The organism is Glutamicibacter uratoxydans (assembly GCF_050753455.1).
GTDB lineage: Bacteria > Actinomycetota > Actinomycetes > Actinomycetales > Micrococcaceae > Glutamicibacter > Glutamicibacter uratoxydans_A.
On sequence record NZ_CP192736.1, the window covers coordinates 1,727,489 to 1,741,307 of the forward strand.

Below are 13,819 nucleotides of genomic sequence, written 5' to 3' on the forward strand. Positions count from 1 at the left end.
TAATCAGATATGGCTTTGACGCTTTACCGCAATGGTTCGATCTACTCCGCGGCCGATCCTTTTGCCACCGCGATGCTGGTGGATGGGAACACCGTGGCTTGGCTCGGTGGGGAAGATGCCGCGGACCGGCAGGCCAAACGCGCTGACGAGGTGATCGATCTGCAGGGGGCGCTCATCACCCCGGCGTTCGTGGACTCACACACACATCTGGCCGCCCTCGGGGCCCGCTTACGCGGCGCCGATCTGAGCACGGCGAAAAATGCTACGGATCTGCTGGCGCAGGTTGCTGCGCAAAGTAGCGGCGCTGGCGAGCTGATTAGCGGTACCGGGTGGGAGGACACGCGTTGGGACGATCCGACGCTACCGAGCCTCGCGGCTTTGGATCAGGCGGCAGCCGGTAAGGGACTGTATCTGACGCGGGTGGATAAACATAGCGCCATCGTGAACCAGCGGCTGCTTGACCAACTCCACCTGGCAAGCTTAACTCCGGGACTCGTGCGCGGCACCGCGCACGATCAGGTGACCCGAGCACTGCAGCAGGACCCGGCGGTGACCGCTGCCGATCAGAAATGCGCTCTGGAACACTACGCCTCACGCGGTTTCGCCACCGTGGTGGAGATGGCCGGCGAGCACCTGGGCGGGAGCGAGGCGCTGCGCCAGCTCTTGGCCGAGGATGATCCTCAGCTGCCGGAAGTCTATGCCTATTGGGCCGAAGCAGTCAGCACCGCCGAGGCGGCCAGTGGAACCCTCAAGAGCTTCGCGTCCTCGCGCCTCCTTGGGCTCGGTGGCGACCTCAAGGTTGATGGATCGCTGGGCAGCCACACCGCAGCGTTACGCGAACCATACAGCGACGCGCCAGAGCTGCGTGGAGAGCTTTACCTCAGCGAAGAGCGGATCGCCGCACATTTGGTGGCCTGCACCCAGGCGCGGATCCCTGCCGGGTTCCATGTCATCGGGGATGCCGCACTGGATCGGGTGCTTGCCGGGTTTGAGCTGGCTGCCCAAACGGTGGGGGTGCCCGCCTTGCAGGGGGCACGTCACCGGCTGGAGCACGTGGAAATGGTCGATGAGGCGCAGCGTGAGAAACTGTTGAGCTACTCGATCACCGTGTCCATGCAACCGCGCTTTGACGAGTATTGGGGCGGGGAGCAAGGCATGTACCAGAGCCGGGTCGGTGAGCGCGCGCAGCAAATGAATAATGTGGCCGCGATGCTGTCCACCGGGGTTCCGGTGGTCCTCGGCTCCGATGCGCCGGTAACCGAGGTGGATGGCTGGGCCGTGGTGCGTGCGGCCATGTCGCTCAGTAACGTTGCCGGACGGATTTCGGCGCGGGCCGCCTTCTTGGGGCAAAACCGCTCGGCCTACCGCGCCCTGGGCATGATGAACCCATTCTCCGGACAGTTAGTCATCGGTGCCCCCGCCACCTTCGCGGTGTGGAGTGCCTCTGAACTGGCTGTCCAGACACCGGACACGCGTATTTCCTCTTGGTCTACCGACGCCCGCGCCGGCACTCCACTGCTGCCGGTGGTGGATGAGGAAATCCCACACTGTTTACGCACCGTACGTGAGGGCATCACGATTTTTGATGCGCTGGAGCGAAGCGCTTAGCCCTGAGCATAATGCCTTGTTCGGGCAACTGCGTGAAAACGCGGAATCCTAGGGTGACATGGCCGGAATATGTGTACGTTGTGGTCACGTCGTGGTTGACACAACCGGTGGGTAGGGCGCTAGGCTGGTGAGCAGCGCCACGTCGAGGAGTCCCGGTTTTCCGGCTTCGCGCGACGCAGCAAAAAGGGTAATCCCCGGTGACCTTAGATAACATTACTCGTCGGTAGACGCGTAGTAGGGCCGAAGTCACCGGGGATTAGCTGTGTCCAAATCAGTAACCCCCAAGTTTCGGGGCATATACTTTATCTTTGGACTTATTGCCCGCATCTAGTGCTGCGGGCACGTAGTAAGAATTTCGAGAAAGGTGCCGCGTGCGCGTCATTACGATCATCCCCACGTACAACGAACTGGAGTCGCTGCCAATTACGGTGGGGCGGCTGCGCCAAGCGGTCCCGGAGGTTGACGTACTGATTGCCGATGACAACTCACCCGATGGCACCGGTGAACTGGCCGATAAACTGGCCGCAGATGACCCAAAAATCCATGTCATGCACCGTAAGGGTAAGGAAGGTTTGGGCGCGGCTTATATCGCCGGCTTCCGCTGGGCACTAGAGCGCGACTACGACGTCATCGTGGAAATGGATGCCGACGGTTCGCATATGCCCGAACAGTTGCCACGACTCCTCGAGGCGAGCGCCCGTGGCGCGGACCTAGTGATCGGCTCACGCTGGGTTAAGGGCGGGGAAGTGGTGAACTGGCCACTGAGCCGGAAGATCATTTCACGTTGCGGCAGCTTCTACTCGCGCACCCTGCTAGGGCTGCCCCTGAAGGACATCACCGCCGGTTACCGTGCCTTCAAACGCGAAACCTTGGAAGCTATTGATTTCGATGCCATTGAGTCCCGGGGGTATGGCTTCCAGGTAGATATGACCTTCCGCGTGGCCCGGTTGGGTAAGAAGATCGTGGAGGTTCCGGTTACTTTCGTCGAACGTGAACTCGGTGTCTCGAAGATGAGCGGAAATATTGTGCTCGAGGCCATGCTGAATGTCACCCGCTGGGGTTTGACTGCTCGCTGGCAGAAACTGACCGCAAAGAAGCGTTAGTCCACAGACAACACAGCGCCGGTTCCGATCACTACTGATCGGAACCGGCGCTTTGCTGTAGCTGCTGGGCAGTCGCGGTTAGACGGCCTCGCCGCGCGATGCGCGCAGCTGCGTCAGACGGTCGGCCAGAATCTTTTCCAGCTCTTCCTCGGAGCGACGCTCTAGGAGCATATCCCAGTGGCTACGCACTGGCTTCTCATTGCTTGGTTCTTCTTCCTTGGCTTCACCGTGAACCAGCTTGGCTTCCTTGCCGGTCTTGGTCAGCCAGGTTCCAGGAATCTCGGCCTCGGCGGCAAAGACTACGAAGACTCGTTCGCCGTCCTCGCACTGGTACTCCACACGCTGACGTGCTGCCGGCTCGACGCCTGCCTCAGATTCCATGCTCTGTGCGCCAAGGCGCATGCCTCGGAGGCTGCGATCGCTCATGTTACTCCTTACGAGATCCTTCGAATACGCTACATGGTTCAACGGCTGGTGCGGTTAAAAGATTCCCGCCTGACCCGATCCGCGTCCAAAGTATCCATTATACGTGTCAGCGGCGAGACCCGATGACAGGGTCTCGCCGCTGCTTAGCTTTGCTGTGCTCTTCGGCTAGCTGATTGCCTTAGGCTGGGTCTTCGGACGAAGTCTTCTTCGCATCGTTGACCCCACCTAGGGCTCCACCGATGCCCTTGAGCGCATCGGTGACCTCGCTTGGGATCACCCACAGGGTGTTGGAGGTGCCTTCGGCCAGCTTCGGCAGAGTCTGCAGGTACTGGTAAGCCAACAGTTCCTGATCCGGACGGCCAGCGTGAATGGCATCGAAAACCTTCTGAATGGCCTGGGCCTCACCATCGGCGCGCAGGATCGATGCCTGGGCATCACCTTCGGCCTTGAGGATGGAAGCCTGACGTTCACCTTCAGCGGTCAGGATGTCCGACTGCTTGGTGCCCTCCGCGGTGAGGATCGCCGCACGGCGATCACGCTCGGCGCGCATCTGCTTCTCCATCGAATCCTGGATCGACAGTGGTGGATCGATGGCCTTGAGCTCCACGCGGGAGACACGGATGCCCCACTTACCTGTGGCCTCGTCAAGCACCCCACGGAGCTGGCCGTTGATCTGGTCGCGGCTAGTCAGAGCTTCTTCCAGATTCAGGCCGCCGACCACGTTACGCAAGGTAGTGGTGGTCAGCTGTTCAACTGCCTGAATATAGTTGGCAATTTCGTAGGTGGCGGCGCGCGGTTCGGTGATCTGGAAGTACACCACGGTATCGATGGATACCACCAGGTTATCTTCGGTAATCACCGGCTGGGGTGGGAAGGAAACCACCTGTTCGCGCAGATCGAGCAGGGGCAAAAGCCGATCGACAAAGGGGATGAGGATGGTCAACCCGGGGTTGAGTGTGCGGTTGTACTTGCCCAGACGCTCCACAATGCCAGCACGTGCCTGAGGCACGATCCGCACACTGCGCAGCAGGACGACGATCACGAAGATCGCCAGCACCACCAACACAACAATCAGCCCAAAGGAATCGGAATCCATGGGTACTCACTTTCTTGGTGTGTAATGCGAGTGAAAACTAGTGCCAAACTTCTACTGATTATTCTCGGTAGGTAACTTCAGGAAGGCCGTGGCCCCGTCGATGCGGCTCACTACCGCGTAGGTGCCCGGATCCATGGCCGGTTGACTGCTATCGGTCCGTGCAGTCCACACTTCACCAGCGATCTTCGCGCTACCCGAGACCCGCGAGACCGGCTCCAACACCAGAGCGTCTTTACCTATCAGACGTTCAATATTGGTGCGATACCCTTCGGGGGAGCGGCGCAAATGTTTCATGGCGATCGGCCGGACCAAGAAGATCATGGCCAGTGAGAGCAGGCAGAAGACCACCACCTGTAACCAGCCCGGCCCATCGGCCAAAGCCACCGTCAGGCCACCTAAGCTGCCGACGCCGAGCATGATGAAGTAGAGATCCAACGAGAGCATCTCAATGATGGCAAGGAGGAGAAATGCTGCAAGCCAGATGACCCAGGCATTTTCCAAAACCCATTCGGCTGTACTCAATGCTTCATACCTTCGATCGCGAGAATGACCAGCCCCAATAACTGGCTACCTTGGTTCTATTCTGCCGTAACGGACGCAGAATGTCGGTAGTCAATTAGGCGGATATTTCCTTCAGCCTAAACGAATGAATAAATACCGAAGGCCGCACGTACTTCTTGTGTGCCTATTCTGTTCACGCGATGACGCAGCTCATCTGGATCTAGATGATGCCCAGCCGGTCCCATGAAGGCTAGATTAAACAGATCCTGCGGATCTAGCGACATGTCGAAACGTAATTCCTGCACATTGTCCAGACGCAAGTCGTGGTCGCCAAATCGAGCGATCAGTTGATCTTGCTTGGCCTCGGCAATGCCTAACATTCCTAACGGCTCGCGCACCTGCTGCAGATGATCAGGCAACGCTGTGACCACGAGGCAAAGCCCCCCGGGAGCTAATACCCGACGAAATTCTTTGGGGTTGTGTGGGGCGAAACAATTGAGCACTAGATCGCGGGAGGCATCCGCGCTTGGCAAGGTGCGCCAGACATCCCAGACTATGGCGGTGGTGTGTTGCACCTTGGCCGCCCGGCGCATGGCGTAGCGCGAAATATCCAAGGCCACAGCCTCGGTGTCTGGGACGCCCAAATTCTCGACTAGCTCGCTCAGGTAGTACCCGGTTCCAGCCCCAGCATCAAGGATACGGGTGGGGTTTACTGCGCCTTGGCTAGCGGCTTGGGTAATCGCGGTGGCTAGTGGCTGGTAGTGGCCACGCGTTTGAAACTCCGCACGCGCAGCAACCATGGCCGCAGTGTCCTCGGTAAAGTTCGTTCCTTTGCCGGTCAGGAAGTTGTAGTACCCCTGTTTCGCGGCATCAAAGCGGTGACCCTGGTGGCAGCTGAGTGTTTTGCGTTGCGCAGTAGCAAACTCTAGTTGCTGCTGGCAGTGGGGGCAGAGCAATGAACTAGCAAGCATTAGAATCCCAGCAATGTTCGGGCTTGTTCCACGTCGAATCCCGGATACCGTTCGGCTTCTTGCTGCGAGATTAGCGACCGCGTCTCGGCTTTATCGATATACACGCAACCGGCCAAGTGATCGATTTCGTGTTGCACGATCCGAGCCTGCCAGCCGCGGAAGTCGCGCTGGATCTTCTCGCCTTCCCGATTTTGGTAGGCAGCTTTGACGGTCACCGCGCGGGAAACGACTCCTTGGAAACCAGCAAAAGACAGGCAACCCTCGTAGAAGGCAGCTTGGGCGCTGCCTTGCGCGGTGTAGCGCGGATTGATGAACTCGACGTATTCCAAGGGTTCTCGTTCGCGCACCGTGGCGGCTTCCTCGGTGAGCTCGTACTGATCCTCGAGGACTGCCAGCGCTAGGGGGATACCAATTTGCACCGCGGCTAAGCCCACTCCGGGCGCGGCATACATCGTTGCACGCATCACCGTGAAGAGGCGGTCTAGTAGTTCGGGGGAGAGCTGCCCGGTGTAGGTCAGGGCACGTTGACGTAACGCGGGGTGACCCAGCTGCACGATCGGAACGACATCGTCAACGGCTTGGTCCAGTACATTTTCGACCAATGCGGCAATCTGTTCGGCAGTCAGTTGTTGGTAGTCCATGGTCCTAGTATTTCCTACCCTCGATCAAAAGTTGGTTTGACTAGTTGCGCGAGCCGTGAGCTGAGTCGTTCGGCTTCGGTGAGTGGTATCTGGTGGCCCAGCGTCGAAAGTTCATCGCGGCAGTACAGGTCAACGTGAACGTCACGGTCATAAAGGATATCCAAGAGGTTGGCGAAGCGTCGTTCTTCGTCCATTGGAAGATTATCACTGCGTGGAATTCCTACGATGCTCCATCGGTTAAATTTCCGCGCCAACTCAAGGTAATCGCGGGTATTGCGTCGCGTTTGGCACAATAGCTGATAGCTGATCTGAAGGTGCTCACCGTGAATGTACACCGGAGCTAAGTTGTCGTACCCGACTCTCAGAGAAGAAGCCGAAACCTTCTGCATCGGGGGAGTCGCGTCGATCAGTAGCTTCCCGGCCCGGAAACCGCTTCGTGCTGCCGCACTGATCTCAGTCCTGCGGTAGTCCAGCTGGTTATCGAGCGGGAAAACGGTAAAGTCAGCACGGATCTTGGCGATGGTCGGTTCGATGAGATGGTGGAAATACGGGTCATCGAGCAGCTGTTCCGGCGCATAGTTCGAGGTGGTGATCAGGGTGACTTCATGTTCCTGACAGTAGCTAACCAGTCTGGCCATAAACATTGCGTCCCCGGGTTCGACGCAATGAAATTCATCGAAGCACAATATTCTAATGCCTTGAAGTTTGCTGGTTAATCCGCGCATAAAGACCGACCCCATGGCCGCGGAATCTTCTTCACTCGCTCCGGCCTGCTGAACTTCATGAAAGAACTCATGAAAGTGGTATCGGGCCGAGCTTGCCGAATCTAAAATGGCAGCGAATGTATCCAGCAGCAGCGATTTGCCTCTCCCCGGAGGTCCGTAAATATAGCATCCACGAATGGTTGGGGTGTTGGATTTGGGGGAGCCGAGCTGGGCAAGTTCCCAGAGTAGACGTTCTTGTGGTTCATCGGCGGTAACTCCCCGAGCCTGCAAGTCCAGCTGCATGCGATGCAGCCGTTTGATGGGATGATTCCGGGGCAGGAACACAGAAGGAACCAAGGATGTCATGCCTCAAGTTTGCCAGTGAAAAATACCCTCACAAATTTAGCGACTGCAAGAGGCGTGATTCCAAGCGTTAAAAAGCTGCAGAAAAGGTCACTATTGAACATAAAATACCAAGTCAAACCCGTAATAAGGAAGAATTTGGGAGATGCTACAGGGGAGTGTCGCTACTTGATCCGGGTTACGGAGAATAAAGATTCCAGCTGTCCCGCCCTCGCCAAAGTCGGCGTTGCCACCCATAATGGGTACACCTGAAGGGCTGCGCAGTTCCTTGTGAACCGAATCCACTCAGCCCTGGGCCGATGGGAGGACGAAAGTCATGCCGGAGCATGTGACCGCCGAATTTCGCGATGAGATCATCTCGAATGAGCAGCTTGATATGGCCATGACGGTCCTAAAGACTTTGGCCGATCCGGCACGGCTACAAATGCTCTCGGCTTTATCCACCGCGGAGCATACAATTTCGGAGTTGTCCCAGTTTGTTGGAGTTAGCCCGTCGGTGGCCAGTCAACTTTTGTCACCATTGCGCGCCAAAGGTGTGTTGCAGTCACGTAAGGTCGGTCGGCACGTTGTGTACGAAATGACTGACGAGAACCTCAAACGATTTATTGCGCAGACCTTGGAGTATGCGGCGCTACGTTTGGAGGCACGTGGCGCGGAGAGCAACGAACTGGCTGAGTAAACTACCGACGCGTGTTTCAGATGGTTTGGGAGACTTTGCTTTGGCAGTTTTCTTTGCGGGAAAAGCTCTCATTTCAGCCCCTTCCTCGAAGGATAATAAAGAGCCGATAATCCACATTATGTAAAGTAGTGGTTTTCTGGGGTGTCCCCGTTTTGCTCTTCAGGTCAGCTTTTTGTGCAGTAGTGCCAACCTCTCCTTGGATCTCACCCAGTTTCGATCTCACACCGTTTGTTCGTGCCAATGATCGCAGCGTTTACTACGAACCCCGTACAGGAATACCTGCGAACAACCATGCGTACCGCATTGAAGACCACAACAGTGCGACCAGAACGCCTTTGTCTGGTAGCTCATGAGTCGTCCCATTTTGGAATGATTCAGTTAATCCGGTCTCCGTTGCTCGACAAGTCGGCATCTGGGTGAATTTGGTGGACCTCCAGCCCCGGTGTCTCCATCAATTCCCGCACCAGCGACAGGGATCCAGCAATCAGTGTGGAGTCATAGTCGATCTCGGTGGCCATCACCCAAGACCGGTCAGAAGGCCAAAGGATGTTAGGTGATTGTGGCCAGCTTGGGTCGAAGATCCATGGTGCATGTTCAGGCCATGAAACATCGGTGAAGTCGCTCACAGCTGCGTGGAACAGCAGATAGTTGCGACCTGTGCCGGCGTGTAGCTCAAGTCGTGCCGGGACCGGCGCAGAGGCGATATCGGAGTCGAAACCCTGATTCAAGTTTTCATCCGCTGTTCCAGGCGTGACCAGGCTCAGAGGTTCGGATACTTCAACGCCGTTAAAGGCCGGTGGCCCGTCAGCACATTGGACAATGTCGTCGCGGTACCTAGCGGGCATCCTTTCTTCGAAGTACATGACTCCCCCAGTGTTCAGCGGTGAATCCCAGCCTTCCCAGATGGCAATGACTGCAGCGTTAGGTGTTTCGGTATGTTTACTCAGCACCTGGCACAGCGTAGCTAATGAGTCGGTATCTAAGTTTCCCTCGATAGAATCTGCATACCTCCAGCCGTCTTCGGCGATGACCTGGGCGGTCTCACCGTAGTCGCGTTTCAAAAGTCGAGCGAATTGGGCCTCGGGATGCATGATCGTGCCAAAGGCAGTGGCCACGGTAGTCCAGGAAACCATCTCCGTCTCCAGTGCGTCTTCGAGAACATCGGCGGATTCAAAAACACGTGACTCCTCGATTCCATGCCACGAATTGTTCACCCGGGGCCGGTCGCGTTCAACGGGATGAAAGACTCTTGCGTACGCTTCAAATCCCCGGGGTACAACAGACAAGATAGTCCCGAAGGGTTCCGCCTTCAGAGAGCGCAACCACAGGGCTTGGGCGGACTCCCTCAAAGCAACAAACTTTTCTGGCATCGCCACTCCCCTATGCGCATTGATGGATTACGTGATGACTTGCGTTATTGGGCTGAGCATACTGCAGTCTGGCGGACTTCACTTGCGTGGCATAACCCAGACCAACGGTAATTGATGCGAGATCGCGAACTATCAGTCACCGGATAGCTCTGGCCTTACTGTCCGGAGCGGTGGTCGCGGATCAGCTATTGCGTTCTCGAAATTAGCGTGCGAAATCTCCAGCTGCTAGAGCAAATGATTGTAAGGATTCTTAGATGATACGAAGAAGTCCCCAGTTAGCGGCCGCCGCGATAGTTATGGTCAGCGCCTTGGCCGGTTGTGCGGCAAGTGGACCGACAGGCAGAGTGAAATCGAAATTCAGGATATGCCCGCGGGGCTGGAGTACGAAGACCTTGGGGTAACGATTCTCGATGACGCGGGAGACACTTTGGTTTCACACCAACTTTCTGCGGCATCCTCTTATCAGGTAGAAGGCTTACCCATAGGCTGGACGACGGTTGAAATACTAGAGGTATGCGAAGTTTCAAGCGAGCTCACCCAAGATGCATCATCGATGAAACTGATCATCGACGGGGATAAATGCACCCTCGGAAGTTAGAGTGAGTGCGCCGAGGTGAGACGCTCTTGTGAGGGGTAGAACCAACTCAGTGGCTCTCTTGCCAATGACCTGCTCCCCCCGCCTTAGGCGTCATGATCCCCAGTGCATTTTTAGATACTAAGATCGCATCCGAAACCCGGTTGGCGTGCCAGGCATTGAAGCTCAGCAGATAACCGACAACTGAGTGCTCTGCGAGGATCTTTATCCAGAGCAGATTTTGCCGAGTAGAGATTGACAGGGTGTGGCTGTGGAATGTCAGCAGTGCACTGATCATGACTTATGGCACAGCTATGTGATGCGCGAAATGCTCATCGTTGAGCGGCTCATCTCGGATATTGCCTAAGATTGACACATGACTGAAAAAGTACGCTTGTGGCCACTGTGGCTCGCGATTGATGTAGTTCTCATCGTAATTTTTGCGATCTTAGGCCGGAGCGAACATGAGCACGCGCTCTCCCCTATGGGAATCATTCAAACCGCAGGACCCTTTGTGATCGCGTACCTGATCATGGTCTTGATTTCTCGGCCGTGGGTTACCATCAACCGAATTTGGCCAACCGGCTTATTGATTTGGTTTGGCACCGTTGCTGTTGGCCTCTCATTGCGCATCGGTTTCGGGGCGACCGCGGCGGTACCGTTTATTATCGTCACCGCGCTGGTACTTGGCCTGTTCTTGGTCGGACGCCGGGTGATAACGATGTTGCTAGCCCGCCGCTCCGTGGCTCAGTAGCAGCCCGATCCCGTAGGCAGCGCAAGCACACAGCGCACTGGAAAATGTTCCGAGAATGAACTGTTCTGCCGCGCGGTGATTCTTTAGTTCGGAGAAACGTCCAAGACCCTTGATCGCCAAGACCACAGCGACACCCTCTGGCCAGGAAGCCCAGAGGGTGCTCGCGATCGCTGCGCGTTCCAGCAATCCGATCCACAGTCCCCCGCGCAGGGGTGATGCCTCCCCCTGTGCCTCAGCTGACTTAGCCTGCTGATTAGCGGCCAGATGAAAAATGAGCTCGGTGTAGGCGCTACCGCTAGTGATGGCGAAAATCACCGAGACAACAATGATCAGCAGAAGCGGGATGTTGCCGGAGTTTTCGTTCGTAGCGGCAATGCTGCCAAGCAGTGCGGCGGCGACCGCCGTTAGTAGCGAAGCGAGCGTTAACAGCTTTCGCGGCTTGGTGGGCTTCTTTGCTGGACGTAGCAATAGAGTGCTGGCGGCAAAACCCGAAGAGACGATCAGTAGGCTCCACGCAATCCAATCCATTGCTGCTCCTAGGTGTCCAGTAACTTATCCAACGCTTTAGCTGCTTCCAGCATCATCCTATTGGTTTCGAACCACAGGCTGGAGGCCAAGCGCATCGAAACTGCTTGCTGGGAAATACCTAACTGTTCGGCCACTTGTGTCTGGGTCATTCCCTGATCCATCAGTAGGCCGGCTTCCCAAGAGGTGGCTCGTCGCTTGGCAACAATACTTGCGGTGAGCTGTAGTTCGGCTTCCAACCTCTCGGCGTCGGCGACCGCTGCGGCCACCGCAATATTTCCTGGAGCCCGTTTGGCGCGTTCCACTGCATCTCGGGCGTATTCGAAAGCTGGTCCGCGGCCGGCGCGGGTCTCTTCGGGCAAGGGCTCTTCGACCGCGCCGAAGCCCAAACCGACGCTCCAATCTCCCGAAGCAGCCAGCATGACCGCAAGGTGCACGGCTTCCCCGGCATGATCTAGTACGCCTTGGACTTCATCCCCGGCGGTTCGTTGGAAGGGGCGCACCGGTCCCACCGTAGAATTAGCCCGCTGAATCAAGTTCTCAACCTTGTCCTCATTTTTGCGTGAACGACGTTGATCTACGGTCAAAACAATCATGGATACAATTATATAGACTTGTATTTGATACTACAACTTGCAGACATTGTTATTTTTGAAACGTACCAAGTCGATAATGACGCCATCGGAGCGACGTTGTGACGAACAGTGCACTAGACTCACAGTAGACGCACCAATTGGGCCATGGACTGGCCGCAAGACTCATAGAGAGGCACTCATGGTTACCGCTTTTGTCATGATTCAGACCGCCACGGACAGCATTCCGGAATGTGCCCAGAAAATCTCCGAAATTGAGGGCATTAGCGAGGTTTATTCGGTCGCGGGTGACTGGGATCTGATTGCCATCGCGCGTGTGCGTCGTCATGAGGATCTGGCCACGATTATTCCAAACGAGCTATCCAAAGTTCCCGGGGTACGTCAGACCCAGACCCAGATCGCTTTCCGCGCCTACTCCAGCCATGATCTGGAAGCAGCTTTCTCATTGGGTCTCGACGGCTAACTCCAGCCGGAAATTCTCACTTCACGAAAGACGCCGTTCTGCTGCAGCTAAGCAGGAGAACGGCGTCTTTCGTGGTTTATCGGGGCTTAATTGACTTGGACGTGTGCCCGTTGATTAGCATCTGCCCAGCGTTGCAGTGCCTCAGTGGCCGCACCGGAATCAATGGACTGCTCCGCACGCTTGATGGCAGCGGCCACGCGCTCGCTAAAACTGCCCGAAGCTTGCTCGTCGTAGGCCACCATGCCAGCGGCCGCATTGAGAACCACGGTATCTCGGATCGGACCTGGCTTCCCGGCCAGTACCTCGCGTACAACGTCAGCGTTATGTACTGCATCTGCCCCGCGGAGTTGTTCTAGGGTGGTGTGCCCGATCCCAACCTCGGTGCAGTCGAAGCTGAATTCGTGCACTTCTCCGTTGCGCACTTCCCACACTCGGTTAGAAGTGGTCGTTGTCAGCTCATCAAGGCCGTCTTCCCCGCGGAAAACCAGCCCGCGGCTTCCGCGGCTAGCCAGAACGCCAGCCATAATCGGCGCCATGCGCAGATCCGAGCAACCGATGGCCGAGGCGCTAGGGAGCGCCGGGTTGGTCAAGGGACCCAGGAAGTTGAACGCCGTAGGGATGCGCAATTCGCGTCGGGCCACAGCCACATGCCGCATCGAAGGGTGGAAGAGGTTCGCGAAACAAAAGGCAATCCCGGACTCCTCGTAGACCTGCACAAGGCGCTCCACTGGTACATCTAAGTGAACGCCCAGAGCTTCAAGAACATCGGCCGAGCCGGATGCCGAAGAAGAGGCTCGGTTGCCATGCTTAACTATTGAGACGTCGGCACCAGAACAGACCAAAGTAGCCATGGTCGAGATGTTGACCGTGTTCTGTCGGTCTCCCCCGGTTCCTACAATGTCCAGGGTTTGTCCTTCGATGCGAATCTTCCGGGCGTTGTTGACCATAGAGTCGACGAGACCGGTTAATTCGGCCACGGTTTCGCCCTTGGAGCGCAACGCGACGAGGAAGCCGGCGATCTGCACGTCCGAGGCATTGCCGCTCATCATTTCATTCATCGCCCACGCGGCATCATCACGCTGCAAATCCTTGCCGCTGATGAGCGTGGCCAGAAGATTGGGCCAGGTGGGGAACTTTTGGGAAGTCTGGGTCGTTGACACGTGTGTAAGCCTAGCGATTTGCTGGCCGCACCTGCCACTTCGTTGCGTCGCATGAGTCACATCAAAAGCAGCTAAAACAGCGAAAAACCGGCGATAAATAGGTCATTAAAACGTTGCGTAAACCTCGGGTTACGGCAACTCGCGCGACACGGCTCTACAAATTGTAGAAACAGTTTATTCCCTACTTCCGCGAGTTTCCGGGGATGTGGCGAAGATGTGGCGCAAAAAACCATTGTCACGTGCCATTTGCATTGGTAACTTCGGGGCTTTTAGAGACATAATGACAGT

Annotated in this window: 15 protein-coding genes; 5 read left to right on the forward strand and 10 right to left on the reverse strand. The window is 56.6% G+C overall.

Going from position 1 to position 13,819, the window contains the following annotated elements:
- Positions 1 to 9 precede the first annotated feature (9 nt).
- Together ACQQZ8_RS07870 and ACQQZ8_RS07875 are read left to right on the forward strand one after the other, a co-directional pair.
- Positions 10 to 1,608 carry an amidohydrolase gene (locus ACQQZ8_RS07870; RefSeq protein ID WP_431709291.1) on the forward strand — a complete coding sequence of 533 codons (1,599 nt, stop codon included), beginning with the start codon at positions 10 to 12 and terminating at the stop codon, positions 1,606 to 1,608.
- 371 nt (positions 1,609 to 1,979) lie between these two features.
- Complete coding sequence (locus ACQQZ8_RS07875) at positions 1,980 to 2,711, forward strand: polyprenol monophosphomannose synthase (protein WP_431709292.1); 732 nt, start codon at positions 1,980 to 1,982, stop codon at positions 2,709 to 2,711.
- Positions 2,712 to 2,789: 78 nt separating this feature from the next.
- Here the strand turns inward: ACQQZ8_RS07875 and ACQQZ8_RS07880 are convergent, their stop codons facing one another.
- From ACQQZ8_RS07880 to zapE, 6 genes are all read right to left on the reverse strand, one after another.
- Entirely contained in the window at positions 2,790 to 3,137 is a 348-nt protein-coding gene (locus tag ACQQZ8_RS07880; protein ID WP_431709293.1) for an RNA polymerase-binding protein RbpA, read from the reverse strand.
- 178 nt (positions 3,138 to 3,315) lie between these two features.
- Entirely contained in the window at positions 3,316 to 4,233 is a 918-nt protein-coding gene (locus ACQQZ8_RS07885; RefSeq protein ID WP_431709294.1) for an SPFH domain-containing protein, read from the reverse strand.
- A 51-nt stretch (positions 4,234 to 4,284) separates the two neighbouring features.
- On the reverse strand, positions 4,285 to 4,755 hold the full coding sequence (locus ACQQZ8_RS07890) for an NfeD family protein (RefSeq protein ID WP_431709295.1): 471 nt from the start codon (positions 4,753 to 4,755) through the stop codon (positions 4,285 to 4,287).
- A 116-nt stretch (positions 4,756 to 4,871) separates the two neighbouring features.
- Positions 4,872 to 5,705 (reverse strand): methyltransferase domain-containing protein, encoded by an 834-nt coding sequence (locus tag ACQQZ8_RS07895; RefSeq protein ID WP_431709296.1) that lies wholly within the window; start codon positions 5,703 to 5,705, stop codon positions 4,872 to 4,874.
- Entirely contained in the window at positions 5,705 to 6,346 is a 642-nt protein-coding gene (locus tag ACQQZ8_RS07900; protein WP_431709297.1) for a peptide deformylase, read from the reverse strand. The genes ACQQZ8_RS07895 and ACQQZ8_RS07900 overlap by 1 nt, the downstream gene beginning before the upstream one ends.
- A gap of 14 nt (positions 6,347 to 6,360) precedes the next feature.
- Complete coding sequence (gene zapE / locus ACQQZ8_RS07905) at positions 6,361 to 7,416, reverse strand: cell division protein ZapE (protein WP_431709298.1); 1,056 nt, start codon at positions 7,414 to 7,416, stop codon at positions 6,361 to 6,363.
- Positions 7,417 to 7,729: 313 nt separating this feature from the next.
- On the opposite strand from zapE, the gene ACQQZ8_RS07910 reads away from it, so the two are divergent.
- The gene (locus ACQQZ8_RS07910) at positions 7,730 to 8,092 is read left to right on the forward strand and encodes an ArsR/SmtB family transcription factor (protein WP_431709299.1); all 363 of its coding nucleotides are present in this window, start codon (positions 7,730 to 7,732) and stop codon (positions 8,090 to 8,092) included.
- 374 nt (positions 8,093 to 8,466) lie between these two features.
- On the opposite strand, the gene ACQQZ8_RS07915 is transcribed toward ACQQZ8_RS07910, so the two are convergent.
- Complete coding sequence (locus tag ACQQZ8_RS07915) at positions 8,467 to 9,306, reverse strand: hypothetical protein (protein WP_431709300.1); 840 nt, start codon at positions 9,304 to 9,306, stop codon at positions 8,467 to 8,469.
- A gap of 1,106 nt (positions 9,307 to 10,412) precedes the next feature.
- Between ACQQZ8_RS07915 and ACQQZ8_RS07920 the strand changes: the two genes are divergently transcribed.
- Complete coding sequence (locus ACQQZ8_RS07920; RefSeq protein ID WP_431709301.1) at positions 10,413 to 10,790, forward strand: DUF3054 domain-containing protein; 378 nt, start codon at positions 10,413 to 10,415, stop codon at positions 10,788 to 10,790.
- Here ACQQZ8_RS07920 and ACQQZ8_RS07925 read toward each other — a convergent pair.
- The gene (locus ACQQZ8_RS07925) at positions 10,764 to 11,318 is read right to left on the reverse strand and encodes a hypothetical protein (protein WP_431709302.1); all 555 of its coding nucleotides are present in this window, start codon (positions 11,316 to 11,318) and stop codon (positions 10,764 to 10,766) included. The genes ACQQZ8_RS07920 and ACQQZ8_RS07925 overlap by 27 nt on opposite strands.
- A gap of 8 nt (positions 11,319 to 11,326) precedes the next feature.
- Positions 11,327 to 11,911, reverse strand: a complete 585-nt coding sequence (locus ACQQZ8_RS07930; protein ID WP_431709303.1) for a hypothetical protein — start codon at positions 11,909 to 11,911, stop codon at positions 11,327 to 11,329.
- Between the two features lie 178 nt (positions 11,912 to 12,089).
- On the opposite strand from ACQQZ8_RS07930, the gene ACQQZ8_RS07935 reads away from it, so the two are divergent.
- Positions 12,090 to 12,371 carry an Lrp/AsnC family transcriptional regulator gene (locus ACQQZ8_RS07935; RefSeq protein WP_431709304.1) on the forward strand — a complete coding sequence of 94 codons (282 nt, stop codon included), beginning with the start codon at positions 12,090 to 12,092 and terminating at the stop codon, positions 12,369 to 12,371.
- 86 nt (positions 12,372 to 12,457) lie between these two features.
- On the opposite strand, the gene trpD is transcribed toward ACQQZ8_RS07935, so the two are convergent.
- Positions 12,458 to 13,531 (reverse strand): anthranilate phosphoribosyltransferase, encoded by a 1,074-nt coding sequence (trpD, locus tag ACQQZ8_RS07940; protein WP_431709305.1) that lies wholly within the window; start codon positions 13,529 to 13,531, stop codon positions 12,458 to 12,460.
- Between the last annotated feature and the right edge of the window lie 288 nt (positions 13,532 to 13,819).